Origin of the sequence: Propionibacterium acidifaciens, from assembly GCF_003798325.1 — a bacterium.
GTDB classification, from domain to species: Bacteria; Actinomycetota; Actinomycetes; order Propionibacteriales; family Propionibacteriaceae; genus Propionibacterium; species Propionibacterium acidifaciens.
Genome location: NZ_CP033719.1, coordinates 737,632 through 762,841 on the forward strand (window position 1 = coordinate 737,632; position 25,210 = coordinate 762,841).

25 protein-coding genes and 1 other RNA gene are annotated in these 25,210 nt (G+C 71.8%); 11 read left to right on the plus strand and 15 right to left on the minus strand.

Features of this window, described 5'->3' with window-relative positions:
• Nucleotides 1-5: 5 nt before the first annotated feature.
• On the minus strand, nucleotides 6-1,340 hold the full coding sequence (gene glnA, locus EGX94_RS03170; protein WP_021798905.1) for a type I glutamate--ammonia ligase: 1,335 nt from the start codon (nucleotides 1,338-1,340) through the stop codon (nucleotides 6-8).
• Nucleotides 1,341-1,487: 147 nt separating this feature from the next.
• Between glnA and EGX94_RS03175 the strand changes: the two genes are divergently transcribed.
• Both EGX94_RS03175 and map read left to right on the plus strand, forming a co-directional pair.
• Nucleotides 1,488-2,375, plus strand: coding sequence for a DUF2510 domain-containing protein (locus tag EGX94_RS03175; RefSeq protein ID WP_021798903.1), 888 nt, complete (start codon nucleotides 1,488-1,490; stop codon nucleotides 2,373-2,375).
• A 53-nt stretch (nucleotides 2,376-2,428) separates the two neighbouring features.
• Nucleotides 2,429-3,337, plus strand: coding sequence for a type I methionyl aminopeptidase (gene map / locus EGX94_RS03180; protein ID WP_021798902.1), 909 nt, complete (start codon nucleotides 2,429-2,431; stop codon nucleotides 3,335-3,337).
• A gap of 59 nt (nucleotides 3,338-3,396) precedes the next feature.
• Here map and EGX94_RS13305 read toward each other — a convergent pair whose 3' ends face one another.
• From EGX94_RS13305 to EGX94_RS03200, 4 genes are all read right to left on the minus strand, one after another.
• A complete protein-coding gene (locus EGX94_RS13305; RefSeq protein ID WP_192962686.1) occupies nucleotides 3,397-4,188 on the minus strand; it encodes a hypothetical protein in 792 nt (263 codons plus the stop codon).
• 217 nt (nucleotides 4,189-4,405) lie between these two features.
• Nucleotides 4,406-4,843, minus strand: coding sequence for a hypothetical protein (locus tag EGX94_RS03190; protein ID WP_021797246.1), 438 nt, complete (start codon nucleotides 4,841-4,843; stop codon nucleotides 4,406-4,408).
• Between the two features lie 238 nt (nucleotides 4,844-5,081).
• An RNA gene (gene rnpB, locus EGX94_RS03195) (RNase P RNA component class A) lies at nucleotides 5,082-5,473 on the minus strand.
• Between the two features lie 50 nt (nucleotides 5,474-5,523).
• On the minus strand, nucleotides 5,524-6,267 hold the full coding sequence (locus EGX94_RS03200) for a zinc ribbon domain-containing protein (RefSeq protein ID WP_021797244.1): 744 nt from the start codon (nucleotides 6,265-6,267) through the stop codon (nucleotides 5,524-5,526).
• Between the two features lie 104 nt (nucleotides 6,268-6,371).
• Here EGX94_RS03200 and EGX94_RS03205 point away from each other — a divergent pair, with 104 nt between their 5' ends.
• Both EGX94_RS03205 and EGX94_RS03210 read left to right on the plus strand, forming a co-directional pair.
• Complete coding sequence (locus EGX94_RS03205; protein WP_021797247.1) at nucleotides 6,372-7,058, plus strand: 4'-phosphopantetheinyl transferase family protein; 687 nt, start codon at nucleotides 6,372-6,374, stop codon at nucleotides 7,056-7,058.
• Between the two features lie 91 nt (nucleotides 7,059-7,149).
• Nucleotides 7,150-8,592, plus strand: coding sequence for an aminopeptidase P family protein (locus EGX94_RS03210; RefSeq protein ID WP_021797245.1), 1,443 nt, complete (start codon nucleotides 7,150-7,152; stop codon nucleotides 8,590-8,592).
• Nucleotides 8,593-8,605: 13 nt separating this feature from the next.
• On the opposite strand, the gene EGX94_RS03215 is transcribed toward EGX94_RS03210, so the two are convergent.
• Nucleotides 8,606-9,370 carry a general stress protein gene (locus EGX94_RS03215; RefSeq protein WP_051245413.1) on the minus strand — a complete coding sequence of 255 codons (765 nt, stop codon included), beginning with the start codon at nucleotides 9,368-9,370 and terminating at the stop codon, nucleotides 8,606-8,608.
• Nucleotides 9,371-9,519: 149 nt separating this feature from the next.
• Nucleotides 9,520-10,383: an HpcH/HpaI aldolase/citrate lyase family protein gene (locus EGX94_RS03220; RefSeq protein ID WP_021796778.1), complete on the minus strand. Its 864-nt coding sequence runs from the start codon at nucleotides 10,381-10,383 to the stop codon at nucleotides 9,520-9,522.
• Between the two features lie 135 nt (nucleotides 10,384-10,518).
• Here EGX94_RS03220 and EGX94_RS03225 point away from each other — a divergent pair, with 135 nt between their 5' ends.
• The 3 genes from EGX94_RS03225 (at nucleotide 10,519) to EGX94_RS03235 (ending at nucleotide 13,699) form a co-directional block, all read left to right on the plus strand.
• A complete protein-coding gene (locus tag EGX94_RS03225; RefSeq protein ID WP_021796776.1) occupies nucleotides 10,519-11,844 on the plus strand; it encodes a magnesium transporter MgtE N-terminal domain-containing protein in 1,326 nt (441 codons plus the stop codon).
• A complete protein-coding gene (locus EGX94_RS03230; protein WP_021796779.1) occupies nucleotides 11,844-12,386 on the plus strand; it encodes a DUF1003 domain-containing protein in 543 nt (180 codons plus the stop codon). The genes EGX94_RS03225 and EGX94_RS03230 overlap by 1 nt, the downstream gene beginning before the upstream one ends.
• 155 nt (nucleotides 12,387-12,541) lie before the next feature.
• Nucleotides 12,542-13,699 carry an Mrp/NBP35 family ATP-binding protein gene (locus tag EGX94_RS03235; protein WP_028706428.1) on the plus strand — a complete coding sequence of 386 codons (1,158 nt, stop codon included), beginning with the start codon at nucleotides 12,542-12,544 and terminating at the stop codon, nucleotides 13,697-13,699.
• Between the two features lie 63 nt (nucleotides 13,700-13,762).
• Here the strand turns inward: EGX94_RS03235 and EGX94_RS03240 are convergent, their stop codons facing one another.
• Nucleotides 13,763-14,278: a sec-independent translocase gene (locus tag EGX94_RS03240; RefSeq protein ID WP_226906067.1), complete on the minus strand. Its 516-nt coding sequence runs from the start codon at nucleotides 14,276-14,278 to the stop codon at nucleotides 13,763-13,765.
• 110 nt (nucleotides 14,279-14,388) lie between these two features.
• Nucleotides 14,389-15,270 (minus strand): 4-hydroxy-tetrahydrodipicolinate synthase, encoded by an 882-nt coding sequence (dapA, locus tag EGX94_RS03245; protein ID WP_021798673.1) that lies wholly within the window; start codon nucleotides 15,268-15,270, stop codon nucleotides 14,389-14,391.
• A gap of 69 nt (nucleotides 15,271-15,339) precedes the next feature.
• Between dapA and EGX94_RS03250 the strand changes: the two genes are divergently transcribed.
• Nucleotides 15,340-16,008: an O-methyltransferase gene (locus EGX94_RS03250; protein WP_021798670.1), complete on the plus strand. Its 669-nt coding sequence runs from the start codon at nucleotides 15,340-15,342 to the stop codon at nucleotides 16,006-16,008.
• Nucleotides 16,009-16,090: 82 nt separating this feature from the next.
• On the opposite strand, the gene glgC is transcribed toward EGX94_RS03250, so the two are convergent.
• The gene (gene glgC, locus EGX94_RS03255; protein WP_021798674.1) at nucleotides 16,091-17,335 is read right to left on the minus strand and encodes a glucose-1-phosphate adenylyltransferase; all 1,245 of its coding nucleotides are present in this window, start codon (nucleotides 17,333-17,335) and stop codon (nucleotides 16,091-16,093) included.
• 137 nt (nucleotides 17,336-17,472) lie between these two features.
• Here glgC and glgA point away from each other — a divergent pair, with 137 nt between their 5' ends.
• On the plus strand, nucleotides 17,473-18,663 hold the full coding sequence (glgA, locus tag EGX94_RS03260; protein WP_021798672.1) for a glycogen synthase: 1,191 nt from the start codon (nucleotides 17,473-17,475) through the stop codon (nucleotides 18,661-18,663).
• Between the two features lie 110 nt (nucleotides 18,664-18,773).
• On the opposite strand, the gene EGX94_RS03265 is transcribed toward glgA, so the two are convergent.
• Genes EGX94_RS03265 through dapE form a run of 5 tightly spaced genes read right to left on the minus strand, consistent with a single transcriptional unit; the run spans nucleotide 18,774 to nucleotide 22,720 of the window.
• On the minus strand, nucleotides 18,774-18,941 hold the full coding sequence (locus EGX94_RS03265) for a DUF3117 domain-containing protein (protein WP_081660596.1): 168 nt from the start codon (nucleotides 18,939-18,941) through the stop codon (nucleotides 18,774-18,776).
• Nucleotides 18,929-19,324 carry a DivIVA domain-containing protein gene (locus EGX94_RS03270; RefSeq protein WP_021798671.1) on the minus strand — a complete coding sequence of 132 codons (396 nt, stop codon included), beginning with the start codon at nucleotides 19,322-19,324 and terminating at the stop codon, nucleotides 18,929-18,931. Before EGX94_RS03270 ends, EGX94_RS03265 begins: the two co-directional genes overlap by 13 nt.
• Before the next feature lie 49 nt (nucleotides 19,325-19,373).
• On the minus strand, nucleotides 19,374-20,837 hold the full coding sequence (locus EGX94_RS03275) for a chloride channel protein (protein WP_123825891.1): 1,464 nt from the start codon (nucleotides 20,835-20,837) through the stop codon (nucleotides 19,374-19,376).
• A 34-nt stretch (nucleotides 20,838-20,871) separates the two neighbouring features.
• Complete coding sequence (locus tag EGX94_RS03280; RefSeq protein WP_021798501.1) at nucleotides 20,872-21,618, minus strand: LOG family protein; 747 nt, start codon at nucleotides 21,616-21,618, stop codon at nucleotides 20,872-20,874.
• Nucleotides 21,611-22,720, minus strand: coding sequence for a succinyl-diaminopimelate desuccinylase (gene dapE, locus EGX94_RS03285; protein ID WP_043122894.1), 1,110 nt, complete (start codon nucleotides 22,718-22,720; stop codon nucleotides 21,611-21,613). The genes EGX94_RS03280 and dapE overlap by 8 nt, the downstream gene beginning before the upstream one ends.
• A 210-nt stretch (nucleotides 22,721-22,930) precedes the next feature.
• On the opposite strand from dapE, the gene dapD reads away from it, so the two are divergent.
• On the plus strand, nucleotides 22,931-23,857 hold the full coding sequence (gene dapD / locus EGX94_RS03290; RefSeq protein ID WP_021798508.1) for a 2,3,4,5-tetrahydropyridine-2,6-dicarboxylate N-succinyltransferase: 927 nt from the start codon (nucleotides 22,931-22,933) through the stop codon (nucleotides 23,855-23,857).
• A gap of 1 nt (nucleotide 23,858) precedes the next feature.
• Nucleotides 23,859-24,692 carry a hypothetical protein gene (locus tag EGX94_RS03295; protein ID WP_021798475.1) on the plus strand — a complete coding sequence of 278 codons (834 nt, stop codon included), beginning with the start codon at nucleotides 23,859-23,861 and terminating at the stop codon, nucleotides 24,690-24,692.
• Nucleotides 24,693-25,210: the final 518 nt, after the last annotated feature.

Genomic DNA, 25,210 nt, shown 5'->3' on the forward strand with positions numbered 1-25,210 from the left:
CACCCTCAGATGCGGCCGATGCCCCGCCTGAGCTCCCACGGGGTGACCTGCTGGGCGTACTCGACGTACTCGGCGCGCTTGTTGCGCAGGAAGTAGTCGAAGACGTGCTCGCCGAGGGTCTCGGCGACGAGCTCGCTGGACTCCATGGCCTCGATCGCCTCGTCGAGACTGCGCGGCAGCGGCGCGATGCCGAGCGCGTGGCGCTCCTTGTGGGACAGGGCCCACACGTCGTCCTCGGCCTCGTCGGGCAGCGGCAGCTCGCGCTCGATGCCGTCCAGCCCGGCGTTGAGGAGCAGCGCGTAGGTGAGATAGGGGTTGCACGAGGAGTCGATGGCGCGGTACTCGATGCGGGCGCTGGACTGCTTGTTCGGCTTGAACAGCGGCACCCGCACGAGGGCGGAGCGGTTGTTCCGGCCCCAGCAGACGTAGGCCGGCGCCTCTCCGCCGCCCCACAGGCGCTTGTACGAGTTGACGAACTGGTTCGTCACGGCCGTGATCTCGCGGGCGTGGGCCAGCAGGCCGGCCACGAAGTGGCGTCCGGTGCGCGACAGGCGCACCTCGTCGGCGGCGTCGAAGAAGGCGTTGCGGTCGCCCTCGAACAGGCTCATGTGGGTGTGCATCCCGGAGCCGGCCGCGTCCGTGAACGGTTTCGGCATGAAGGACGCCTGGATGCCCTGACTCGCGGCGATCTCGCGCACGACGACGCGGAAGGTCATGATGTTGTCGGCCATCGACAGGGCGTCGGCGTAGCGCAGATCGATCTCGTGCTGGCCGGGGGCGCTCTCGTGGTGGCTGAACTCGACCGAGATGCCCATCTGCTCGAGCATCATGACGGCGTCGCGGCGGAAGTCGGTGCCGTCGTCCATGGTGGTGTGGTCGAAGTAGCCGGCGTTGTCGAGCGGCTTGGGCCCGTACTCGCCCTGACGCAGTTTCTCGATGAGAAAGAACTCGATCTCGGGATGGCAGTAGAAGGTGAACCCCATGTCGGCGGCCCTGCCCAGGGCCCGCTCGAGCACGTGCCGCGGGTCGGCCATCGCCGGCGAGCCGTCGGGCATGGAGATGTCGCAGAACATGCGGGCCGTGTTGGCGTGCGTGCGCCAGGGCAGCAACTGGAAGGTGGACGGGTCGGGGTGCGCGACCATGTCGGACTCGTAGACGCGCGCGTAGCCCTCGATCGCCGAGCCGTCGAAGCCGGTGCCCTCGTCGAAGGCGCTCTCGAGTTCGGCCGGGGCCATCGCCACGGACTTCAGGAAGCCCTGCACGTCGGAGAACCACAGTCGGATGAACTTCACATTGCGTTCCTCGACGGTGCGCAGGACGAACTCGGTTTGGCGATCCATGACCCCCAGTCTGCCAGTGCCGGCCGTACGGCGCCGGGCGGGCCGGACCACGGGCGATAAACTCCAAGGCGAGTCACCGTCCACCGTCCCGGTCGGCGGTCGGGCTCGGGAGCCCGCCCGCCGACTCATCGTCCCCGAGGAGACCGCATGCCCAGCCCCGGTTGGTATCCGGACCCCGCCGGCACGCCCGGCAGGTATCGCTACTGGGACGGCCAGGCATGGTCCGAGACGACGACGACGGACCCCGCGGCCACGCCCCCGCCGGGGGAGGCCCCGACCGCGGCCGGCGGCGCCGGGAGGAGCGGCGGGGGCAGAGGGTTCGTCGTCGCCATCATCGCGATCCTCGCCGCCGTCGCCCTCGTCGTCGTCATCGTCCTGACCCGCGGCGGCCAGGGCGCCGGAGGCGACGTCCCCGAGGACACCAACTCCGCCGCACCCACCGAGTCCGCCTGGGACGAGACGAGCACCCCCACGCCGACGCCCAGCTCCCACCAGTCCAGCCAGCGCTGCCCCGTCACCACCGTCAGCACGCAGACGAACCAGCCCTCCAAGGGCATCGCCGGCGGCGGGCTCCAGGCCCCGGACATCTCGGGCTGGGACAACAGCCCGTCCTTCTACCTCGACTGGGTCTCCGACCTCCACACGCTCATCGACGACGTCTACCCGGGGTGGATGTCGAACGTCAGCGTGGGCGCCCTCAACGCCACCGACGGTTTCACCGACCCGACCGTCTCGGCCCACCAGACCATGGAGTGCTACGCCTCCAGCGGCTACTACTCGGGCTACACGGGCCGCAAGGACCTCGTCGACGAGGCGACCACCGTCAACGGCCACCAGGCCTGGCACATGCAGGCCGAGGTCTACGTCACGATGAGCAATCTGCCGCAGGTCGAGGGCGACGTCGTGGACGTCTACGTCGTCGACGTCGGCTCGGACGACCACTTCGGGGTCTTCATCTCCAGCGTCACGATCGGCGACTCCGCCCGCGACAAGAAGGTGCGCGACTGCATCGCCGGACTGAAGGTCGTCTCCTGACGGGACCCGCAGCCGGGCGTCCGGCGACGGGGCCCGGTCCTAGACTTGGGCCCGTGACTGCCATGAAGCCGTATCCTCAGAGCCCGACGCGTCCCGTTCCCGCGGGCATCGTCCGCCCCCCCTACGTCGGGAGGATGGAGCCGGAGGACTACGAGGGCTCCGACATCCAGAGCGATGAGGTCGTCGAGAGGATGCGCGTCGCCGGCCGCATCGCCGCGGACGCCATCCTCGTGGCCGCGGCCCGGATCGCCCCCGGGGTCACCACCGACGAGCTCGACGCGGTCGCCCACGAGTTCATGTGCGACCACCACGCCTGGCCGGCAAGCCTGGACTACCGGGGCTTCCCCAAGAGCATCTGCACGAGCGTCAACGAGGTCATCTGCCACGGCATCCCTGACAAGCGCCCGCTCGAGGACGGCGACATCATCAAGCTCGACGTCACCGCCTACGCCGAGGGAGTGCACGGCGACAACTGCGCCACCTTCTACGTCGGCGAGGTCGACGAGCAGTCGCGGAAGCTGTCCGAGGTGACCCGCGCGTCGATGTACCGCGCCATCAAGGCATGCAAGCCCGGTCGCTCGGTCTCGGTCATCGGCCGCGTCATCGAGAGGTACGCCCGGCGCTTCGCCTACGACGTGGTGCGCGAGTACACCGGCCACGGCGTGCACACCGCCTTCCACTCGGGGCTCATCATCTTCCACTACGACGAGCCGCGCTACGACCGGACGATGGCGCCGGGCATGACCCTGACGATCGAGCCGATGCTCACCATCGGCAGTGCCCGCACCAAGCAGTGGGACGACGGCTGGACCGTCGTGACCGAGGACGGCTCGCGCTGCGCCCAGTTCGAGCAGACGCTGGTGATCACCGAGACCGGCGCCGAGATCCTCACCCTGCCCAGCAGCGGCGAACCGATCCTGGGCGGCGATCCCGCCGGCATCGACCTGTCGGGCATCCACTGAGCCGACCGGCCCGGACGATCAGCCCGCCGGGTCCCGCCCTCCTGCGCCGTCGTGCCTCGTCAGCGCGGATTCGGCCCGGTCATCGGAGGCCAGGTGGGCGGCGGGTACGGCAGGGGCCGGCCGCCGTGAGGGGCCGGCGGCATGGCCTGCTGGCCCGTTCGGGCGGGGTACTGCCCGGGCGGGCCGATCGGCGCGGGCCCGGGCGGCGGCGCCATGGGCGCCGGCGGGAGGGGGCGTCCCACGGGCGCCGGCACGGGGCCGGGAGCCCCCATCGGCATGGGCTGAGGAACCGGGCCCGTGCCCGCGGGCACGGGCCCGGCCGGGACGGGAGAGCCCTTCCCGGCCCGGAACCACGACCGCATCCACACCGGCTTCTCGGCGCCGAACAGCTGTCGGTCGAGGCAGCTCCCGATGAGGACGAACGCCGGGCCCCAGGTGAGGGCCTGGAGGCTGAGGCCGAACGGCAGGCCCGCATGCACGAGGCCGACCGGGTTGACCAGGATCAGCAGGGACAGGCCCAGGCCGACGAGCCGGAGGACATGGTGCCGCGGCTCCTCCCAGAGCTGGCGGGTGACCTGGCGCGCCAGGAGCGCCAGGCCCAGGGGGAGGAGCCCGAGGGAGCACATGCCGGTCCACAGGGCCTTGCCGAACATGGCCCCGGGCGACATCCGCGGATCGAGGCCGTCGAGGAAGACGCGCTCGAGGATCCACAGGATCATGTCGTTGAACGTGCCGGTCCCGTCCGTCTGGTAGCTGGCGGCCAGCATGAAGAGCAGGGCCAGCACGAAGAGCAGCAGGAAGGACAGGCCCCCGAGGACGAGGCCGACCAGCAGGAGGATCCTGACGGCCATGGACGTGAGACAACCGAGACTCGGCTCGTACCCGCTCCCGGAACCCTGATCTGCCACCACACCATGGTGCCACCCGGTGACGAACGGCCGCCGAGCACGCGCCGCGGGGCGGACGAGCTGGCCTGTGCGAGCAGGGTCCGCACCTCCCCCTCGGGGGCGGTTCATGAAGGCTTATTCATGGAGGGCCAGATCGCGATCGTCGCCCCTGGTCACAGTGTCATCCACAGGCGCTGTGAATAAGCCTCACGGTCCCCGAGTACTGGACGATCGTCCCACCCAGCGCCTCCTTGAGGGAGGACAACTCAGCAGTGGGAGCGTTGATGATCCAGTTCCCGCCAGTCAGCACGTGAACCTCGGTACCGAGCGACTTCACACCGTCGATGGTCTGCTGCGCGTCTTCTTCTGACAGGTAGATGGAGAAGACGTCCGCACTGGAGCAGTTCCCTGACTGTGCCGCGTTCTTCACGACGTTGGTCTGCCGCCAGTCGGGGCAGTCGTATCCGTCCTCCACGGCGGCATCGCGGAGCTCTGTGACGCTGTCGTAGGTGACTTCGGGTGTCGGTGACGGTGAGGCCCCGGGGATGAGGGAGCCGGCACTGCACCCGGTGAGCGCGAGCATCGTCGCAGATGCAGCGGCGAGGCGACGTCCGTTCATTGGTGACAGCTCTCCTTCGAACCACAAGAGCTGAGCTACAGGGGACTTGTGCATCTCCGACGGCGATGGCCGTGGCTGCTGCGGCATCTCTGCCGAGTCTCAGCATAAAACAACTGGGGAGGAATCAGGGAAACAACCTAAGGGTCATCACCGATCGTGGCGCGCACCGCCTCCGCCACAGGCGACTCCGGACGGCGGGTGCGGCTCCGCATGCTCGGTCATGCTTCATCCGGAGGAGCGGACGAGCCGGCCTGTAAGCCGGGTTCTGTGACTGCATGCAGCCGACGGTCATCCATCTGCGAACGCCGTTGCCGGCGTCCTTCCCCCGCCGCTTCCGCGACGGGCGCGCGACCTACCCGCAGGCTCGGGCGGGCAGCCCTCGGACGCCTGCGCGGATGCCGGGGGCATCCTTCTTGGTCTTGCTCCGGGTGGGGTTTGCCGTGCCATCGCAGTCGCCTGCGATGCGGTGGTCTCTTGCACCGCCGTTTCACCCTTGCCCGATCGCTCGGGCGGTCTGTTCTCTGTGGCACTGTCCCGCGGGTCGCCCCGGGTGGATGTTGTCCATCACCCTGCCCTGTGGAGCCCGGACTTTCCTCAGCGCCTGGGCGCCGCGACCGTCCGGCCGACTCGTCCGTGGACAGATTAGCGCGGGCGCGCGCCGGGTCCGTGCACCCGCCGGGTCACAGCCCGGACTCGTCGGTGCGGACGAGGATGCGCCCGCACTCCTCGCAGCGCACGATGGCGTCCGGCGCGGCGGCGGCGATGGCATGCAGCTCGGTCGGGTCGATCTCGAGCCCGCAGCCTCCGCAGCGCCGGGCGCGCAACTCGGCGGCGCCGCTGGAGCCGCTGCGGCCGGCGATCCGGTCGTACAGCGCCAGCAGCTCGGCGGGCAGCCGCTCGCGGACCGCCCTCCGCTCGGCGGCCAGCCGCTCGGCCTGCTCGGCGATCTCGGCCCTGGCGCTCTTGCGACTGGCCAGCAGCTCACGCATCCGCTCCTCGATGCCGGTGCGCCGGGCGACGAACTCGTCGCGCGCCGCCGTGGCGTCCTCGACGGCCTGCATGGCCTCGAGCTCGGTCTCCTCGAGGTCGTTGATGCGTCCGGTCAGGTGCTCGATCTCGGCGAGCAGGGACTGCAGTGCCCGCTGGTCGACGACCTCGCCCGAGTCGGCGCGCCCCTGGTCGCGCTTCTGGCGGGCCTTGACCGTCTCGAGGTCGCGGTCGATGCGGTCGAGCTCCATCTGGACGTCGCCTCGGCGGGTGTCGGCCTCGGTGATGCGCTCGGTCAGCGCGACGCGCTCGGCCTGGAGCCCGCGGAGCTCCTCGTCCTCGGGGAGGTTCGCCGCCCTGTGCCGCAGGTGCACGGCCTTCATGTCGAGGGCGGCCACATCGAGCAGTCGACGCTGTGCAACGGGATCGGCGAGCATGGGCCAAGCCTAGCCGGGCGCGCGGCGGGTGCGCGCGTCACGACGGTCCCGGACGCCCCCTAGACTGGCCCCGCTGGGCACCTTCGGCGACGGATCGGAGAGCGATGGACGGTGACGGACCGGCCCCCGGGCTCGTCGTCCTCGACACCCCCGCGGCCGTCATCGTCTGGTCCCGTCCGCTGACCGACTGGGACCGCCCCGAACTCACCGCGCTGCTCGACCCGCCGACGCTGGCCCGTCTGCACCGCCTGCGCCGCGAGATCGACCGGGCGCGCATGGTGACCGCCCGGAAGCTCATCGCCGATGCCGGGCGCGCGGCCGCCGAACGGGGCCTCCTCGGGACGACGGGGCCCGTCATCCTGCACGAGCGCGCCGACGGGCGGGGCGGGCCGACGACCGGGCTGGCGGGATGGCGGGCCTCGATCAGCCACGACAACGCCGTGGTCGCCGTGCTCGCCCGGGCCGTGGTGGGGGTCGACACCCAGGGGCGGGACAGCGCCGTGGACGTCCGCGCCCTCACCTCGGTGTTCACCGACGCCGAGCGCGACTGGTGGGCGGCCCGCGGCACGGACGCCGACGCCCTGCGCCTGTGGACGGCCAAGGAGGCCCTCCTGAAGGCGCGCGGCACCGGTTTCCTGTCCGACCCCGGGCTGCCCGTCAACGACACCCTGCGGCGGGCCGACGTGCGGCTGGCGCACTGGCGCCCCTTCCCCGACGCGGTCGCGGCGCTCGCCGTCCTGGGCGACGGGCCCGTCGAGTGGCCGGCCGGCTTCACCCCGTACGGCCCCTGACCACGGCGCCCCGGGCGCCCGGCCCGTCGTCGGCGCGACCGGCCTACCATCGGCACTGGCCGAACCGACGCTCAGAACCATGGAGGCGAGCATGAACAGGGAAGGGACGGACACCCCCCGGGGCGGGTCGCCGTACTCGGAGGCGTTCAAGGAGTTCATCGCGGCGGACTGGGCACCCTACCCCGCCGAGCCCCCGGCCCGGCTGGCGTCGGTACCCAGCGCCACGGCCCACCGCGCGGCCCTGTCGGCGCGGTTTCCCGGCGAGCGCCTCGTCGTCCCGGCAGGCGGCCTCCAGCGACGCAACAACGACTGCGACTTCCCCTATCGGCCGCACTCGGCCTTCGCGCACCTCAGCGGGCTGGGCTCCGACCGCGAGCCCGACGCGGTGCTCGTCATCGAGCCCGACGGCGAGGGCGTGCTGTTCTTCCACCCGCGCGTGCCGCGCACCGACCCGGAGTTCTACTCCGACCCCCGCTACGGCGAGATGTGGGTCGGCGCCCGGGAGTCCCCGGCGGAGATGTCGTCGCTGTGCGGCATGCGCACGGAGAGCATCGACCGGCTGCCGGCGCTCCTCGAGCGCGCCGACGCCCCGGTCCGCGTCATCCGGGAGGCGGACCCCGCGGTCACCGCGCTCGTCGACGGGTCCCGCGGCGCCGATCCGCGGGCCGACGACGAGCTGGTCACCGCGGCCGACGAGCTGCGCATGGTCAAGGACGACTGGGAGCTCGGCCAGCTGCGCGAGGCCTGCCGGGTCAGCGCCGACGCCTTCACCGACGTCGTCGCCCACCTCGACCGCGCGGTCGCCCACCGCCGCGGCGAGCGGCTGCTCGAGGGAGTCTTCGGCATGCACGCCCGCACCGAGGGCAACGCCGTCGGCTACGACTCGATCGTCGCGGCGGGCGAGCACGCCAACACCCTGCACTGGGTGCGCAACGACGGTCCGGTGCGCCCCGGCGATCTCGTCCTCATGGACGCCGGCATCGAGCTGGACTCGCTCTACACGGCCGACATCACCCGCACGATGCCGGTCACCGGAGCCTTCACGGACGCCCAGCGCCTGGTCCACGACACGGTCCTCGCCGCCCAGCGGGCCGGCATGGCCGCGGCACGGCCCGGCGCCGGCTTCCTCGACGTGCACCGCGCCGCCGTCGAGGTGCTCGTCCGGGCCTTCCGGGACTGGGGCATCCTGCCCGTCTCGGTGGACGAGGCCCTGTCGACCGGCGGCGGGCAGTGGCGCCGCTGGATGGTGCACGGCACGAGCCACCACCTGGGCCTGGACGTCCACGACTGCGCGCACGCCCGCGACGAGCAGTACCGCCGGGGCGCCCTCGCCGAGGGGATGGTCATCACCGTGGAGCCGGGCATCTACCTCAAGTCGTCCGATCTGCTCGTGCCCGAGCCGCTGCGCGGCATCGGCGTGCGCATTGAGGACGACATCGTCATCACCGCCGACGGCTGCTCGGTGCTCAGCGACCGGCTGCCGCGCGAGTCGGCCGCCGTCGAGGCCTGGATGGGCTCGACGGCCCGCCGGTGACCCGGCCCGCCGGTCAGGCGGGGCCCCCGCCGCGATCGGCGGGGTCGAAGAAGCCGGGGCCGGTCTCCGACTGCCCGCCCCGGGCCTGGTCCGGGCCGGCCCCGCCCGGGGCCGCCTGGTCCGGGGCGGAGGACCCGCCCATCGGCGCCGGACGATCCGCAGGAGCGGCCGGGGGCGTCCGGGGAGGCGCCCAGTCGGGGCTCGGCTCGGAGCCCTGCGCGGCGTCCTGCCAGCCGGCGCCGGGCCGGGACACGACGGGTGAGCCGCGCACCGTCCGGGCGGGGCGCCCGCCCGTCAGGAGCCGGCGGGCCTGGCCGGCCACCTCGTTCTCGCCGATGACCTCGTAGCGGGTCGCGACGATCTGGGAGCTCGAGGTGAAGTCGCGCCGCCCGGCGGTCATGGCGTAGCTGATGCCCGAGGTGAGCACGTTGGCCAGGACGAACACGACGATGGCGCCGAGGAAGACGAGGGCGATGCTCACATTGGGCACGAAGAAGTAAAACAGGAGCGCCGCCATGGCGCCCCAGACCAGGCCGTTCATCGCGGCGCTCGCGAGCACCCGGCCCCAGCTGAGGCCGCCCGTGATGCGCTCGATGCTCTTCAGCTCGGTGCCGACGATCGACAGGAACTGCACCGGGAAGTTCCTGTCGGCCAAGTAGTCAACGGCGTGCTGGGCGTCCTCGTAGGTGTCGTAGACGGCGATGGACGCAGGCGAGCGGAGCCGCAGGCGCGAATTGCCACGGCCGGGGACGGAAGCAGTGCCACCCATCATGGACATGGGCCCTCCTCGTGTCTCTGGAACCGGTCCGCCCGCCGGGGCGAAACCTAAGCCTGACGGACTCAAGTTTAGTCGACACGGCGTGCGGGGCCACCGTGCCGCCCTGCGCCGACCGTGAACCGGGCGCGGACTGGGCGCGGACAGCCGGCTCAGCGGCCCCTGACGGCCTCGAACATGTCGACGGTGCGGTGCGCGGCCTCGACGTGCAGGTTCTCGATCATGCGACCGTGGAAGGTGGCGACGCCGGAGCCCGCCGCGAGGGCCTCGTCGAAGGCGGCGATCAGCTCGCGGGCCTCGGCGACCGCCGTCTCGTCGGGTGCCCAGATCTCGTTGGCGACGTCCACCTGGCTCGGGTGGATGAGCGTCTTGCCGTCGAAGCCCCACTCGAAGCCCTGCTCGCACTCGGCGACGAGGCCCTCGCGGTCGTGCACGTCGTTGTAGACCCCGTCGAGCACGACCCTGCCGTTGGCGCGGGCCGCGCAGACGACCGCCTGGAGCGCATGGGCCAGCGGGGCCCGGCCGGGCGTCCAGGCCGCGCGCAGCTCGTTGACGAGGTCGTTCGTGCCGAGCACGGCCACCTCGAGGCGCTCGGAGGCACCGAGGATCCTGTCCGCGTCGAGGACCGCCCGCGGGGTCTCGACCATCGCCCACAGCCTCGTCGAGGCGGGCGCGCCGAGACGCTCCATGGCGGCGACCAGGGAGCGCACCTGCTCGGCCGAGTCGACCTTCGGCACGGCGATGGCGTCGGGGCCGGCCGCGCAGACGGCGGCGAGGTCGTCCTCGTGCCAGGCGGTGCCGACCGCGTTGACCCGCACGACGAGCTCGCGGTACCCGTACCGCCCGCTGCGCACGGCCTCGCAGGCGGTCTCGCGGGCCGCCGGCTTGGCGGTAGGCGCGACGGCGTCCTCGAGGTCGAGGATGATCGCGTCGCAGTCGATCGTCCTCGCCTTGGCCAGGGCCCTGGCGTTGGCGGCGGGCATGTACAGCACGGAACGGCGGGGTCGGTAGCTCATGGCACAACGCTAACGCCCGGCCGGCCCGCGGACGCCGTCCGGGCGTCCCCCGGGGCCCGGCGGTACGCCACGACGACCGCGACGGCAACCGCCTCACCGGGGCGCCCCCGGGGACCCGGCGGGTACCCTTCATGCGTGAGTCCTGTTTCCTCCTCGATCTTCCTCTCGCGCCTGCAGGGCCTCCCGGTGCTGGACGCCTCGGGCGATCAGGTGGGCAAGGTCCGCGACTTCGTCACGCAGTTCCGGGCGCCCGGACGCCTGCCCCGGGTGAAGGGCCTGGTCGTCGAGCTGCTCGCCGCGCGCCGCATCTTCGTCCCGATGGCCCGCGTCCAGTCGATCGACGCCGAGCGCCTGTCGCTGGCGGGCGTCATCGACGCCCGGCGCTTCCAGCAGCGCGAGGGCGAGACCCTCGTCTTCGAGGACCTCTTCGACCGCGCGGTCGTCACCACCGACGGGAAGAGGGCCACGATCTTCGACGTGGCGATGCGCGGGAGCCGCAACCGACAGTGGGAGATCACCAGGGCGGCGCTGCGCGAGACGACCGCGAAGCGCTTCGGCTTCGCGTCCCGCAGGGGCGCGCTCCTCCAGGTGCCGTGGTCGGAGATCGCCCCCTCGCTGGCCGCGGCCGACGAGGCCACCGACCGCAAGGTCGCCCAGCTCGCCGACATGCGCCCGGCCGACGTGGCCCGAGAGCTGCATGACATGGCGCCCGCCCAGCGCACCGACGTCGCCCGTGCCCTCGCCGACGAGCAGCTGGCCGATGCCTTCCAGGAACTGCCCGAGGACGAGCAGGTCGCCCTGCTGAACACCTTGGAGGCCGAGCGGGCGGCCGACGTCCTGGAGGAGATGGACCCGGACGACGCCGCCGACCTCATCAACGACCTGCCCGAGGAGTTCGCCGAGGACCTCCTGGCCCGCATGGAGCCGGAGGAGGCCGCCGATGTGCGGAACCTCATGCAGTACGAGGAGCTCACCGCTGGCGGCATGATGACCCCCGAACCGGTCATCGTCGCCCCCGACGCGACGATCGCCCAAGCGCTGGCCGCGCTGCGCAACCCCGAGGTGACCCCCGCAGCGGCCTCGATGGTGTTCATCACCCGCCCCCCGACGGACACCCCCTCGGGGCGCTACCTGGGCGCCGCCCACATCCAGCGCCTGCTCCGCGAGCCGCCGAGCCTCATGGCCTCAACGGTCATCGACACGGCGATGCGGCCGCTGACGCCCGACGCCGACCTGAACCGGGTCTCGCGCTACTTCGCCACCTACAACCTCGTCATCGCGCCGGTCGTCAACGCCGAGCACCAGCTCGTCGGCGCGGTGACCGTGGACGACGTGCTCGACCACATGCTGCCGGACGACTGGCGCGGCGACCAGATGGACGGGATCGAGCCCGGCGAGCGCGCCGACGACGGCCCCGACCGGCGGCCCGACGGCGGATCCGACGAGCAGGAGGTGGACTGATGGCCGACGCCCAGCGCCCCGAGGACCGTCTCAACACCCCCGGCGATCGCACCGGCTTCCACCGCAGACGCCGCCTGCGGTTCAACGAGGAGAGCTTCGGTCAGTTCGCCGAGTGGATCGCCCGCTTCATGGGCAGCCCGCGCTTCCTGCTGTGGATGACGGTCTTCGTCGTCTCCTGGATCGTGCTGAACCTGCTGGGCAGCTGGCACCACTGGGACCCGTACCCCTTCATCCTGCTCAACCTGGCCTTCAGCACCCAGGCCTCGTACTCGGCCCCCCTGATCCTCCTGGCGCAGAACCGTCAGGAGGCCCGCGACAAGGCCTCCCTCGACGGCGACCGGCGGGTCAACGCCCAGTCGCGCGCCGACATGGACTACTTGGCGCGCGAGATCGCCTCCCTGCGCGCCGGCATCGGTGACATGGCCACCCGCGACTTCGTCCGCTCCGAGCTGCGCGACCAGCTGCACGAGCTCCTCTTCGAGCTCGAGCACGGCAACAGCCCCGACGACGAGTCATCCCCGTCCCCCGAGGACGCCCAGTGAGCGAGGACGCCCCGTGAAAGGCGACGGCCCGGCCGTCCCCGGCCGCCCCGGTGCGCGCCCGGCGATGCACCGGTCGGCCGTGCGGCGCGGCCCGACGGATCATGATCGTCCGGATGATTTGAATCGATCCCCGGAAGTGACGTAGACACGTGCCTATGAGCGAAGCGCAGAACCCCATGCTGTCCCAGATCCGGACGGCCCTCCACACCGTGCAGGACCCCGAGATCCGCCGCTCGATCGACGATCTGGGCATGATCGACGACGTCTCCGTCGGCGACGACGGCGTCGTCACCGTGAAGGTGCTGCTGACCGTGGCGGGGTGCCCGCTGCACGCGACCATCAGGCAGGACGTGACGAAGGTCCTGTCCGCCGTCCGCGGGGTCACCGGCGTCGAGGTCGAGATGGGGGTCATGAACGACGAGCAGCGCGCCGCGATGCGCGAGTCCCTGCAGGCCGGCCGCACCGAGAACGTCATCCCGTTCTCCCAGCCCGGCAACCTCACCCGCGTCGTCGCGGTGGCCTCGGGCAAGGGCGGCGTCGGCAAGAGTTCCGTCACCGTGAACCTGGCCCTTGCGCTCGCCCAGCGGGGCCTGACCGTGGGGCTGCTGGACGCCGACATCTACGGCCACTCGATCCCCGGCCTGCTCGGCATCGACGAGGCCCGGCCGACCGTCGTGGACGAGATGATCCTGCCCGTGCCGGTCTCGGGCATCAGCGTGATCTCGATGGGCATGCTCAAGCAGTCCCGCGACCAGGTCATCGCTTGGCGCGGCCCGATCCTCGACCGGGCCGTCACGCAGCTGCTGTCCGACGTCTTCTGGGGCGACCTGGACTATCTGCTCATCGACCTGCCCCCGGGCACCGGCGACGTCGCCCTGGCCATCGGCCAGAAGATCCCGAACTCCGACGTGCTCGTCGTGACGACGCCGCAGTCGAACGTCTCGGAGATCTCCGAGCGCGCCGGCACGATGGCGGAGATGCTGCACCAGCACGTGCTCGGCGTCGTCGAGAACATGAGCCACCTCGAGGTGGAGTGCCCGCACTGCCACGAGCGCCACACGGTGGAGCTCTTCGGCTCCGGGGGCGGTCAGGCCACCGCCGACGCCCTGTCCGAGCGCTGCAACCGCCAGATCAACCTGCTGGTCCAGATCCCGATCGACCCGCGGATCAGCGCCGGCGGCGAGACCGGCGAGCCGATCGTCCTGTCCGACGAGAACAGCCCGACGACCAAGGCGATCCAGACCCTGGCCGCCATCGTCACCGCGCACCGCAAGGGCCTCAAGGGCACCTCGCTGAACCTCACGGTGAACTGACCGGCGGTGCGCCGTCCGGCCCCGGGGCCGGACGGCCGGACGGCATCGGGCCGCGTCGAGATCTCAGGTCGCGTCGAGGTCGAAGCAGAGGCCGTAGCGGGCCCGCATGGCGCCCACCGCGGCGTCGAGGGCGGCGGCCGCCGTCGCATCCGCGGTCGGGGGCCTCGCCTCCGACGCCGCGCCGACGGATCCCGCAGCGCCGGGCGCCGGGGAGTCCGGCGCGCGGACGGCCCGGTCCACGGCGCCCGTCGCGCTCGTGGCCGCGCTCGCCGCTGAGCCCACCTCGCGCCGGACGTCGTCGAGATCGCTCCGGACGTCGTCGAGGTCGGCCTGGATCTCGTCGAGCAGGTGCTTCTGCACGAAGGTCTTGGGGTTGAGGTCCTCGAGGGTGAGGTCCTGGTACTCGGGCCCCAGCTCGTCCTTGAGCTGCTGGGTGGCGCCGTTGGCGATGTTGCGGACGTAGAAGACCACCCGCGCCGCCTTGCGGCTGAACTCGGGGATGCGTTCGGGCCCGAAGAAGATCACGGCGAGCACCACGAGGATGAGGAATTCGCTGGCGTTGATGCCGAGAAAACTCATGGGGACCACGTCACAAGGCTAGCCGCCGCGACGAAATCCGCCCGGCCCGTCGGTTCGGGCCGGGCGGATCCTTCCCGCCGGCGGACGCAGGGCCCGCGACCGGTCGGGGTCTACAGATCGGTGCTGTCGAGCAGCTCGCCGAAGGCCCCTGCCAGGTCGGCGGGGGCGCTGCGCAGCGGCGGGCGGCAGGCGCCGACGGGCACGCCCTGGTGCGCCAGGCCCGCCTTGACCATCATGCAGCCCTGGGTCGCGAAGACGCCGGTGAAGACCGGCAGCAGCATGCGGTGGAGGCGAAGGGCCTCGGCCACGTCGCCGCAGCAGAAGGCGTCGATCATCTCGTGGGCGCGCCGGCCCGTGAAATGGGTGCTCGTGCCGACCACGCCGACGCCTCCGATCGCCATGAGAGGCAGGGTGATGGCGTCATCGCCCGAGTAGTACTGCAGATCGGTCTCGGCCATGACGCGCGAGGACGCGTCGAGGTCCTTCTTCGCGTCCTTGACGGCGCGGATCCTCGGATGGGAGGCCAGCTCCAGGAGCGAACCGGTCTCGATCGGGCGCCCGGTGCGGTGCGGGATGTCGTAGAGGATGACCGGCAGGCTCGTCGCGTCGGCGATGGCGACGAAGTGGTCGACGATCATGTCCTGCGGGGGGAGCGAGTAGTAGGGCGTGACGGCCAGCAGGCCGTCGGCGCCGGCCTGCTCGGCCTGGCGGGCCAGCTCGACGCTGGCCGCCGTGTCATTCGTCCCGACGCCGGCGACGAGCCTCGCCCGGTCGCCCACCTCGGCCTTCACCGCCGACAGCAGGTCGAACTTCTCCCGGGGGGTCGTCGTGGGCGCCTCGCCCGTCGTGCCGGAGATGACGAGGCCGTCGTTGCGCAGGTCGTCGACCAGATGGGCGGCGAGCTCCTTGGCCTTGTCGAGGTCGAGCTTCCCCTCGTCGTCGAAGGGTGTGACCATCGCGGTCAACAGTCGCCCGAAAATCGGTTCGCTCATCGTCGTCGCCTTCCGTCAGTGCGATATGCCTCAACCCATGGTAGAGACCCGGGCGGCTAGGCTGTGCACGTGTCGTCCTCTCGCAGCAGCAAGAACTCCGCCCGGGACGGGCTGGATTCCCGTTCCCTGTCCTACGCCGATGATCTCATCCCCGCCGTCGAGGCGGTCCGCACCGCTCGCGAGCAGGCCGTCCTGAGCGGCGCGCCGGCGCTCAGCAATGGCGCATGCGCGACCCTCACGATGCTGGCCCGGGCGCTCGACGCGCAGGCCGTCGTCGAGATCGGGACGAGCACCGGGGCGTCCGGGCTGGCCTTCTTCGCCGGCATGAACGAGCGCGGGGTCCTCACCTCGATCGACGCGCAGGCCCAGTGGCAGGTGCAGGCCCGCCAGGCCTTCATCGCCGAGCGGATCCCCACGCGCCGCTTCCGCCTCATCCCCGGCAGCCCGCTGGACGTGCTGAACAATCTGCGCGACGGAGCCTACGACATCGTCTTCATCAACGGCGACAAGCTCGAGTACGCCGAGTACCTCGACCAGGCGCTGCGCCTGCTGCGCCCCGGCGGACTGGTGATCCTCAACGAGGTGCTCTGGCGGAACAAGGTGGCCGACCCCTCCGACGAGGAGGACGAGGCCCTCATCATCCGCGAGACGCTCACGGCGGCCATCGAGAACGAGGGCCTCACGAGCGCGCTGCTGCCGGTGGGCGAGGGCCTGTTCGTCGCGGTCACGGCGCGCTGAGGCCGCCTGCGAGGGGCCCGGACGTGCGGGCGCGGGGCCGCCACGCGCGGCACGTGCGTCGTGGCGTCGACGCCCGGCCCGCTCAGTCGTCGGCGCGGAAGGCCGCCTCCCTGGTCACCGTGAAGCCCTTCGGCACGACCGTGATACCGCCGGAGGAGACCGTCAGGCCGCGGGCCTCGTCGTCCTCGCGGTCCAGGCCCACGTGCGTGCCGGGGGGCAGGACGACGCCCTTGTCGAGGATGGCGTTGCGCAGGATGCATTGCTCGCCGACGTGGGACCCGTCCATGAGGACGCAGCGGTCGAGCGAGGCGCCCTTCTCGACGCGGACCTTCGGGCTGAGCACCGAGTGGTCGACGTCGCCGCCGGAGATGACGCAGCCGGCCGAGACGAGCGAGGACTCGGCGGTGCCGTGCAGGGTGAACTTCGCCGCTGGCGCCTGGATCGCGTCGGCCCAGATGGGCCACTGCTCGTTGTACAGGTTGAACTGCGGCACGACCGAGACGAGATCCATGTGCGCGGCGTGGAAGGCGTCGATGGTGCCGACGTCGCGCCAGTAGTCCTTGTCGTGCTCGGTGGCGCCGGGCACGACGTTGTCCTTGAAGTCGTAGACCCCGCACTGGCCGGCCTCGACGAAGGCGGGGACGATGTCGCCGCCCATGTCGTGCTTGGACTCGGAGTTCTCGCCGTCGGCCTCGAGCATCTCGACGAAGGCCCTGCGACTGAAGATGTAGTTGCCCATCGAGGCCAGCACCTCGTCGGGCGAGTCGGGCAGGCCGGGGGGGTCCTTGGGCTTCTCGAGGAAGCCTTTGATGCGGCCTTCGGGGTCCGAGTCGATGACGCCGAAGGCCGAGGCCTCCGAGCGCGGCACGCGGATGCCGGCGACGGTGGCGTCCATGCCCGAGTCGATGTGCGCCTCGAGCATCTGCATGACGTCCATGCGGTAGATGTTGTCGGCGCCGAAGACGACGATGTAGTCGGGGTCGGCGTCCTTGATGAGGTTCATCGACTGGTAGATGGCGTCGGCGCTGCCCTGGTACCAATGGGGGCCGCGGCGCTGCTGGGCCGGGACGGGGGTGACGTAGTTGCCGAGCATCGTCGACATGCGCCACTTGACCGAGATGTGCCGGTCGAGCGAGTGCGACTTGTACTGCGTCAGAACGGCGATCTTCAGCAGGTTGGAGTTCGCGAGATTCGACAGGACGAAGTCGATGAGACGGCAGGTGCCGGCGAAGGGCACGGCGGGCTTCGCCCGATCAGCGGTGAGGGGCATGAGCCGTTTTCCTTCGCCTCCCGCCAGCACGAGGGAGAGAACGCTGGGTGTAGCCATGGACTCAACCTACGGCCCGGGGCGGGCGGGCGGCAAGACGGTCCGGACGATCAGGGGCCGTTCAGCATCCACCGGAGCGGCCCCGGTCGCATGGGGCGGGCGATCCCCCCCTAGGCGGCGTGTGAGACGATCGGGGTATGCATGCATCCATTCTCACTCGCGAGTACCCCCCGTCCGTCTACGGCGGCGCGGGCGTGCACGTGGCCCAGCTGGTGCCGCGTCTTCGTGATCTCATCGACGTCGATGTGCAGTGCATGGGTGAGCCCCGCGACGGTGTGGTCGCCCATGCCGAGGACTTCCCGCCCGGGGCGAATGCGGCCCTGCGCGTGCTCGGAGCCGATCTGTCCATGGTCTCGGCACTGCCCGACGACACCGATCTGGTCCACTCCCACACCTGGTACGCGAACATGGCCGGCCATCTCGGCGGCCTGTTCCGCTCGATCCCCCACGTCGTCACGGCCCACTCGCTGGAGCCCCTGCGGCCCTGGAAGCGCGAGCAGCTCGGCGGCGGCTACGAGCTGTCCAGCTGGGCCGAGCGCACCGCCTACGAGGGCGCCTCGGCGATCATCGGCGTGAGCACCGCGATGGCCGGGGACATCCTGCGCTGCTACCCCGACCTCGACCCCGACAAGATCCACGTCGTGCGCAACGGCGTGGACGTCACAGAATTCTACCCCACCGAGGACCACGACTTCTGCGACCGCATCGGCATGGACACGAGCCGCCCGTCGGTCGTCTTCGTCGGGCGCATCACCCGTCAGAAGGGCCTCGTCCATCTCGTGCGCGCGGCCCGCGAGCTCCAGCCCGGCACCCAGGTCGTCCTGCTGGCCAGCTCGCCCGACACCCCCGAGATCGCCGCCGAGTTCGGCGAGAGCCTCGAGGCCCTCAAGGGGGTGCACGGCGACGACGTCATCTGGGTGCAGGAGATGGCCCCCCGCGAGGGGGTCCGTCAGGTCTACTCGCACGCCACGCTCTTCGCCTGCCCCTCGGTCTACGAGCCGCTGGGCATCGTCAACCTCGAGGCGATGGCCTGCGAGGCGGCCGTCGTGGCCTCGGCCGTCGGCGGCATCCCCGAGGTCATCGACGACGGCACGACCGGGACGCTCGTCGCCTACGACCCCGAGCGCGCCGAGGACGCCGAGTACGTGGCCGACTTCGAGCACCGTTTCGCGGTCGCGATGAACGACCTCGTCGGCAACCCCGACAAGGTCCGGGTCTTCGGCAAGGCCGGCCGTCAGCGCTGCATCGACCACTTCAGCTGGGAGGCCATCGCGGCCCAGACCGTCGAGGTCTACCGGGCGGCCGTCGACTACCGCGCCGCCCGCTGACCGGACGGGGCCGCACGCGCGGCACGTGCGGTCCGCACGACGGGACGGGTCGGGTCCGGCACCGCGGCGGTGCCGGACCCGACCCGTCCCGTCGTGCGGACCGATGATGGTCAGCCGACAACGCCCTTGAGACATCCGAGAAGTTCGGCGGCCTCTTCGGCGTTGAGCTCGACGACCAGACGGCCGCCGCCGTCGACCGGAACGCGCATCACGATGCCGCGGCCCTCTTTCGTTACCTCCATGGGGCCATCGCCAGTACGTGGCTTCATTGCTGCCATTGGTTCCTCGTTTCTGAGTCGTGCTGCACGCCATCGGCCGTGCGGATGCCACCATTATCCCCTATGGCTCCGTCCGGAACCGAACCCGCCGGCGCGGGAGCACCCGGGGCGGGCCGGTCGGCGCTGGCCGCGGCGTCGGGCCCGGCCGCCGCCAGCTGCTCGCCGAGACGGGCCAGGACGGCGTCGACCTGCTCCATGTCATAGCCGCGGGTGACGACGGCGAAGCGCACCGCGCGGAGGTCCTCGGCGCTCACCGGGCCGTCAGGCAGATCGGGCCCGGGACGCTCGGGGAGTTGGGGCCCGAGCTGCCCGAGGTGCCCGCGCGCGGCCCACAGACCGAGCGCAATGACGCCGACGACGAGGATTCCGAGGGCCCAGACCATGCCCACCATCCTAGGTCGCCCGCCCGGGGCGGGCCCGCCGCCGGACTGCTCACTCGGACCGGGCGCCCGAGCGGGCCTGCTCGGCGTACAGGGCGCGGGACTCGAGCCGGTCCTCGAGCTGGTTGACGTAGATGGTGCGTTCGCCGACGACGAGCGTGGCGATGGCCACCGCGATCATGGCTGGGGCCAGCAGCGACAGATTGCCGGTCATCTCGGCGACCATGAGCATGACGCCGAGCGGGGCGTGGGCGATCGCGCCGAAGCAGGCGATCATCCCGACGATGACGTACGGGGCGGGGCTGGCGCCGGTCCAGGGCAGGGCCGCCAGGACGCGCCAGAGCGCCCCGCCGGTGCAGCCCCCGACGACCATGCCGGGCCCGAAGACCCCGCCGGAACCGCCCGAGCCGATCGACAGGGTCGTGGCGAGGACCTTGACCAGCGGAATCACCAGGACGAGCCACAGCGGCGCGGCCAGGAGCCGGTCGGCGCGCATCTCGAGCTGCACCCAGCCGTAGCCGGTGCCGAGGGCCGCCGGCACGGCCAGGCCGAGCAGGCCGACGGCCAGGCCACCGAGGGCTGGCAGGAGGGCGGCCGGCACCGGCAGGCGCCGCAGGGCCGCGCCGCCGCGCTGGAACAGGCCCGCGTAGACGCGTCCGGCGAGCCCGGCGGCGACGCCGAGGAGCGCGAACCAGACGAGGGTCACCGGGTGCGTGAAGGTGAGGGCGCTCATCGTCCCGAAGATCGGCTGGAAGCCGTTGACCGCCCCGAAGACGGCGTAGGCGGTGATCGAGGAGACGAGGCTCGGCATGATCGCGTCGGCCTCGAGGTCGTTGCGGTAGAGCAGCTCGGCGCCGAGCAGCGCGCCGCCGAGCGGGGCGCGGAAGATCGCGCCGATGCCTGCCGCCATGCCGGCCGAGACGGCGATCCGCGCGTCCCGGCGCGGCACCCGGAACCGGCCGCAGAGCATCGACACGACCGTCGCGCTGATCTGGGCGGCGGGCCCTTCCCGCCCGCCGGAGCCTCCCGAGCCGATGACGAGGGAGGAGGCGACGATCTTGACCAGCGCCACCCGTCCGCGCAGCGCGGTGGGCTCGTGGTGGACGGCGTGGATCGCCGCGTCGGTGCCGTGGCCCTTCGCCTCGGGGGCGAACGCCGCGACGAGCAGGCCGGCGACGAGCGCGCCGCCGCAGGTGACGAGCGGCACGGCCCAGGGGCGGGTGAAGCCGCCGCCCGTCAGGCCGCCACCCTCCCCGACGGTCGTCGGGGGCTGGTAGCCGCCGAGACCGACGAGCAGCCACCCGGTGGCGCGGCCGAGGCACCAGTAGAAGACGACGGCGCCCGCGCCGGCGACGAGGCCGATGGCGACGCCGAACAGCAGCCACCGGGTCAGGGAGTCGCGCAGCGCCTTGGGGCGGCGCGGGACGAGGAGCCGCAGGAGGCCCCTGAGCCGGGCGCCGCGGCGACGGGACCGCGGGCTCCCCCGCACCGGCTCGAGCTTCGACACGGCGGCCATTATGGCACCGAGAGGCCGGTGCGGGGCGGCGGGTTCAGTCCGGCCCGGCCCCGGCCCGCGTGACGATCCGCACGGCCTCGTCCGGGTCGTCGGTGACGTGGAAGATGTCGACGTCCTCGGGGTTGATGCAGCCGCTGCCGGTGACGCTCGTGCGCAGCCAGTCGACCAGCCCCCGCCAGTAGCCGGAGCCGAACAGGACGACCGGGAAGTCCATCACCTTGCGCGTCTGGATGAGGGTCAGGGCCTCGAAGAGCTCATCGAGGGTGCCGAAACCGCCGGGCATGGCGATGAAGCCTTGGGCGTACTTGAGGAACATCACCTTGCGGGCGAAGAAGTAGCGGAAGTTGACGCCGAGGTTCACGTACCGGTTCATCGTCTGCTCGAAGGGCAGCTCGATGCCCAGGCCGACCGAGCAGCCGCCGGCCTCGTGGGCGCCCCGGTTGGCGGCCTCCATGATGCCGGGGCCCCCGCCGGTGATGACGGCGAGCCCCCGGCTCACCAGCTCCCGCGCCATGTACTCGGCCTGCGCGTACTCGGGGGTGCCGCGCCCGGCGCGGGCGGAGCCGAACATCGAGATGGCCGGGCCCAGTTCGTCGAGGGCGCCGAAGCCCTCGACGAACTCGGCCTGGATCCGCAGCACGCGCCACGGGTCGTCGTGCATCCAGCTGTGGCCGCCCTCGAGCAGGCGCTGGTCTGTGGTGCGGCCGTCGATCTGGTCGCCCCGGCGGATGACCGGGCCCGCCGTCGCCTGCCGGTCCGGGGGACGGCCCGCCTCACTCATGGCCGCCTCCGGGCCGGAGCCAGGCGAGGAGGGCGTCGCGGGCGGCGTCGAGGTCGTCCAGCGGGCAGCACTCGTCGACGGCATGGGCCTTGCCGGCGTCACCGGGGCCGTAGTTGACGGCCGGCACACCGAGGGCCGAGAAGCGGGCCACGTCGGTCCAGCCGTACTTGGGGCCGGGCTCGCCGCCGACGGCGGCGCAGAACTGACGGGCGGCCGGACGGTCCAGGCCGGGGCGCGCGGCCGGCGACAGGTCGAGCACCTCGAAGTCGACGCCCGGGCGCTCGAAGGTGCGGCGCATCGCGGCAAGGGCGCCCTCGGCGGACACGTCGGGCGCGAAACGGAAGTTGACGTACAGCTCGGCGGTGTCGGGAATGACATTGCCGGCGGTGCCGCCGCTCACGATGGTGGCGTTGAGCCCCTCTCGGAAGACGAGGCCCTCGACCCCGACGGCCTCGCGCACCGGGTAGTCGCGGATGGCCTCGAGCAGGCCGGTGAGCTCGTGGATGGCGTTGCGGCCGAGCCAGCTGCGCGCCGAGTGGGCGGCGGTACCGTGGGTGGTCAGCTTGAAGCGGGTCGTGCCCTGGCAGCCGCCCTCGATGCGGTCGCTGGTGGGCTCCATGAGGACGGCGAAGTCCCCGGCGAGCCAGTCGGGGTGGTCTTCGGCGATGCGTCCCAGGCCGTTCGCCGAGGCCTCGATCTCCTCGCACTCGTAGAAGACCCAGGTGACGTCGTGGACGGGCTCGTCGAGCGCCTGCGCCAGGTGGAGGGCCACGGCCACGCCTCCCTTCATGTCGGCGGCGCCGCGCCCGACGAGGACCTCGCGCCCGTCGCGCACCTCGACGCGGCTGGGCAGGTTGTCGGCGACCGGCACGGTGTCGAGGTGGCCCGCGATGATGACGCGCTGGTCGCGGCCGAGCCGGGTGCGGGCCACGATGCTGTTGCCGTGGCGCAGCACCTCCAGGTGCGGGCAGCCGGACAGCGCCCGCTCGACCAGATCGGCGAGGCGGGCCTCGCCCCGGCTGACCGACTCGATGTCGACGATCCGGGCGAACAGGCCGTGCAGATCGCCCGGCTCCAGGCCCTCGGCCTCCTCGTTGCGCATTGCCATGGACCGAAGCCTAGCCGCGCCGGCCCGGCGCGGGCGACCGGCGAGCCGCCCGGGGCTGTCGCCGTGGGATGGGACCGTCCGGGGACCGGACCTGCGCGGGCGCTCGTCCCCCGCGTCACGGAGAACCACCGCGGACGCCCGGACGGACCGGTCGGACTCGCGCGTCACGGGGAAACGGCGGCGCCCGTCAGTAGGCTGGGCGCCATGACTGACGCAACCCGCACCGCCTGGGGCTGGGGCCTGGCCACCGTGCACGACTCGGGCCGGACGCTCGACACCTGGTTCCCCTCCCCCGCCCTCGGCGAGCCCGACGACGGGCCCGCGCCCGCCCGGCTCGCCGCCGGCCGCGACGAGCTGCGCCGCGTGAGCACCGAGGTGCGCCGCGTCGTCATCGACCTCGACGCCCCGCCCGAGGAGGTGGGCGACGCCTATCTGCGCCTGCACCTGCTGAGCGCGCGCCTGGTCATCCCCAACAGCATCAACCTCGACGGCATCTTCGGGATCCTGCCCACCGTCGTGTGGACGAGCGCCGGGCCCTGCTCGCCGGGCGACTTCGACCAACTCCGCCGCGCCCTGGCGGCCGACCGCGGCTCGCTCGTCATCACGAGCGTCGACAAGTTCCCCCGCATGGTGGACTACGTCATCCCCTCGGGGGTGCGCATCGGCGACGCCGACCGCATCCGCCTGGGCGCCCACCTGGCCGAGGGCACGACGGTCATGCACGAGGGCTTCGTGAACTTCAACGCCGGCACCCTCGGCGACTCGATGATCGAGGGCCGCATCTCGCAGGGGGTCATCGTCGAGGCGGGCTCCGACATCGGCGGCGGCGCCTCCACCATGGGCACCCTGTCGGGCGGCGGGACGCAGCGGGTGCGCATCGGCAGGGGCTGCCTGCTGGGCGCGGAGTCCGGCTGCGGCATCGCGCTGGGCGACAACTGCGTCATCGAAGCCGGCCTCTACGTCACCGCCGGCACCAAGGTGACGATGCCCGACGGCTCCGTGGTGCCAGCTCGCGAGCTGTCCGGCGGCTCCAACATGCTGTTCCTCCGCGACTCCGTCACCGGCGCCGTGCGCGTCATCGCCCGCGCCGGGCGGCGCATCGAGCTCAACACGGCCCTTCACGAGAACTGACATGGCGGCCCTGACCCGACGGGGACTGCTCGCCGGTCTCGGCGCCGGGGCGCTCGCCCTGCCGCTCGCCGCCTGCTCCGGCGGGGCCGTGGAGAGCCTGCCGGAGCAGGGCGCGCTGGTGAGCGTCGACGGGCTCACCCATCTGCTCGACCTCGACCAGGCGGCGAACGCGGCGATCATCGTCGGCGAGGCGATCCGTCGCGGCCTGCGGGCCCGGGCGGCGACGATCGCCCTCGCCACGGCGCTCCAGGAGTCGAAGCTGTACAACATCGAGTACGGGGACCGCGACTCGCTCGGCCTGTTCCAGCAGCGCACCAGCCAGGGCTGGGGCACCGAGGAGCAGATCATGGACCCCTGGTACTCCTCGGGCGCCTTCTACGACGCCCTGGTGAAGATCGACGGCTGGGACACCGGGAGCATCAACGACGTGGCCCAGGCCGTGCAGCGCTCCGGGGTGCCCGACGGCTACGCCGAGCACGAGGACGTCAGCCGCACCTGGGCGAGCGCCCTGTACGGCTACGACCCGGCGGCCGTCACCCTCGTCGACCGGGCGGAGGCGGCTGCCGACGCGGAGGCGCTCACCGGTTTCGTCGGCACCGTCTGGGGCGAAGCTGTCGGCTCGGTAATCGACGGGACAACGATCACCTTCACGGTCCCCGACTCGCGTCAGGGCTGGTCGCTGGCCCAGCTGCTCCTGTGCCGCGGCTCGGCCGCCGGCCTCACGGGACTGCAGGCCGGGCAGGCGAGCTGGACGGCCAGCCGCACCGTGCGGACCGACTGGACCGGCGGGACGGACGAGGACGCCAGCATCGTCACCGCCACCCTGCACTCCTGAACTGGGGTGAAGCGGGTTCTCGGGCGGCGGTGAGCGTCTGGTTCAGGTTGCCTTTGCGACGTCCGGGTTCGGTGTCGATTTCGTCGGGTGTGCGGTGGTCGATCGCCGAGTGGGGGTCGTCCGGGATTGTGCCCCGGTTCGGTCCAGGATGGCACGTCCCGGGTCGCGTGGACCCTGCTCGGGTGGACCTTGCGGTTCACGAATTCTTTCCTCCGGGAGGATTGTTCAAAAGTCATTTTTGACTCTTCAGGGGACTTTCGTCCGATTTTCTCGTGGGGACAGCGCGGAGGGCCTGTTCGCGTGACGAATGAATTGTCGAAACAGTCGTCGCGAACAGGCCCTCACATGTAAACTGCAACGGGACTCCCGGTCGTGGTCGTAGACGCCCGCTACGAGCGGATCGCCGGTCGGTGCCCCACTCTTGACAGGCCCGGGGGAAGGCTCACGATCCTGGAAGCCCATTCAAAATTCTCGGCGAAGCAGGCTCTGAGTCTTATTCACAGGAGGTCAGGCGAGAG

Excerpts from the sequence above, each read along its gene's own strand:
- glnA (WP_021798905.1), bottom strand. The coding sequence starts at position 1,340 with ATGGATCGCCAAACCGAGTTCGTCCTGCGCACCGTCGAGGAACGCAAT.
- EGX94_RS03175 (WP_021798903.1), top strand. The coding sequence starts at position 1,488 with ATGCCCAGCCCCGGTTGGTATCCGGACCCCGCCGGCACGCCCGGCAGG.
- EGX94_RS13305 (WP_192962686.1), bottom strand. The coding sequence starts at position 4,188 with ATGGCCGTCAGGATCCTCCTGCTGGTCGGCCTCGTCCTCGGGGGCCTG.
- EGX94_RS03190 (WP_021797246.1), bottom strand. The coding sequence starts at position 4,843 with ATGAACGGACGTCGCCTCGCCGCTGCATCTGCGACGATGCTCGCGCTC.
- EGX94_RS03200 (WP_021797244.1), bottom strand. The coding sequence starts at position 6,267 with ATGCTCGCCGATCCCGTTGCACAGCGTCGACTGCTCGATGTGGCCGCC.
- EGX94_RS03205 (WP_021797247.1), top strand. The coding sequence starts at position 6,372 with ATGGACGGTGACGGACCGGCCCCCGGGCTCGTCGTCCTCGACACCCCC.
- EGX94_RS03210 (WP_021797245.1), top strand. The coding sequence starts at position 7,150 with ATGAACAGGGAAGGGACGGACACCCCCCGGGGCGGGTCGCCGTACTCG.
- EGX94_RS03215 (WP_051245413.1), bottom strand. The coding sequence starts at position 9,370 with ATGTCCATGATGGGTGGCACTGCTTCCGTCCCCGGCCGTGGCAATTCG.
- EGX94_RS03220 (WP_021796778.1), bottom strand. The coding sequence starts at position 10,383 with ATGAGCTACCGACCCCGCCGTTCCGTGCTGTACATGCCCGCCGCCAAC.
- EGX94_RS03230 (WP_021796779.1), top strand. The coding sequence starts at position 11,844 with ATGGCCGACGCCCAGCGCCCCGAGGACCGTCTCAACACCCCCGGCGAT.
- EGX94_RS03235 (WP_028706428.1), top strand. The coding sequence starts at position 12,542 with ATGAGCGAAGCGCAGAACCCCATGCTGTCCCAGATCCGGACGGCCCTC.
- EGX94_RS03240 (WP_226906067.1), bottom strand. The coding sequence starts at position 14,278 with ATGAGTTTTCTCGGCATCAACGCCAGCGAATTCCTCATCCTCGTGGTG.
- dapA (WP_021798673.1), bottom strand. The coding sequence starts at position 15,270 with ATGAGCGAACCGATTTTCGGGCGACTGTTGACCGCGATGGTCACACCC.
- glgC (WP_021798674.1), bottom strand. The coding sequence starts at position 17,335 with ATGGCTACACCCAGCGTTCTCTCCCTCGTGCTGGCGGGAGGCGAAGGA.
- glgA (WP_021798672.1), top strand. The coding sequence starts at position 17,473 with ATGCATGCATCCATTCTCACTCGCGAGTACCCCCCGTCCGTCTACGGC.
- EGX94_RS03265 (WP_081660596.1), bottom strand. The coding sequence starts at position 18,941 with ATGGCAGCAATGAAGCCACGTACTGGCGATGGCCCCATGGAGGTAACG.
- EGX94_RS03270 (WP_021798671.1), bottom strand. The coding sequence starts at position 19,324 with ATGGTCTGGGCCCTCGGAATCCTCGTCGTCGGCGTCATTGCGCTCGGT.
- EGX94_RS03275 (WP_123825891.1), bottom strand. The coding sequence starts at position 20,837 with ATGGCCGCCGTGTCGAAGCTCGAGCCGGTGCGGGGGAGCCCGCGGTCC.
- EGX94_RS03280 (WP_021798501.1), bottom strand. The coding sequence starts at position 21,618 with ATGAGTGAGGCGGGCCGTCCCCCGGACCGGCAGGCGACGGCGGGCCCG.
- dapE (WP_043122894.1), bottom strand. The coding sequence starts at position 22,720 with ATGCGCAACGAGGAGGCCGAGGGCCTGGAGCCGGGCGATCTGCACGGC.
- dapD (WP_021798508.1), top strand. The coding sequence starts at position 22,931 with ATGACTGACGCAACCCGCACCGCCTGGGGCTGGGGCCTGGCCACCGTG.
- EGX94_RS03295 (WP_021798475.1), top strand. The coding sequence starts at position 23,859 with ATGGCGGCCCTGACCCGACGGGGACTGCTCGCCGGTCTCGGCGCCGGG.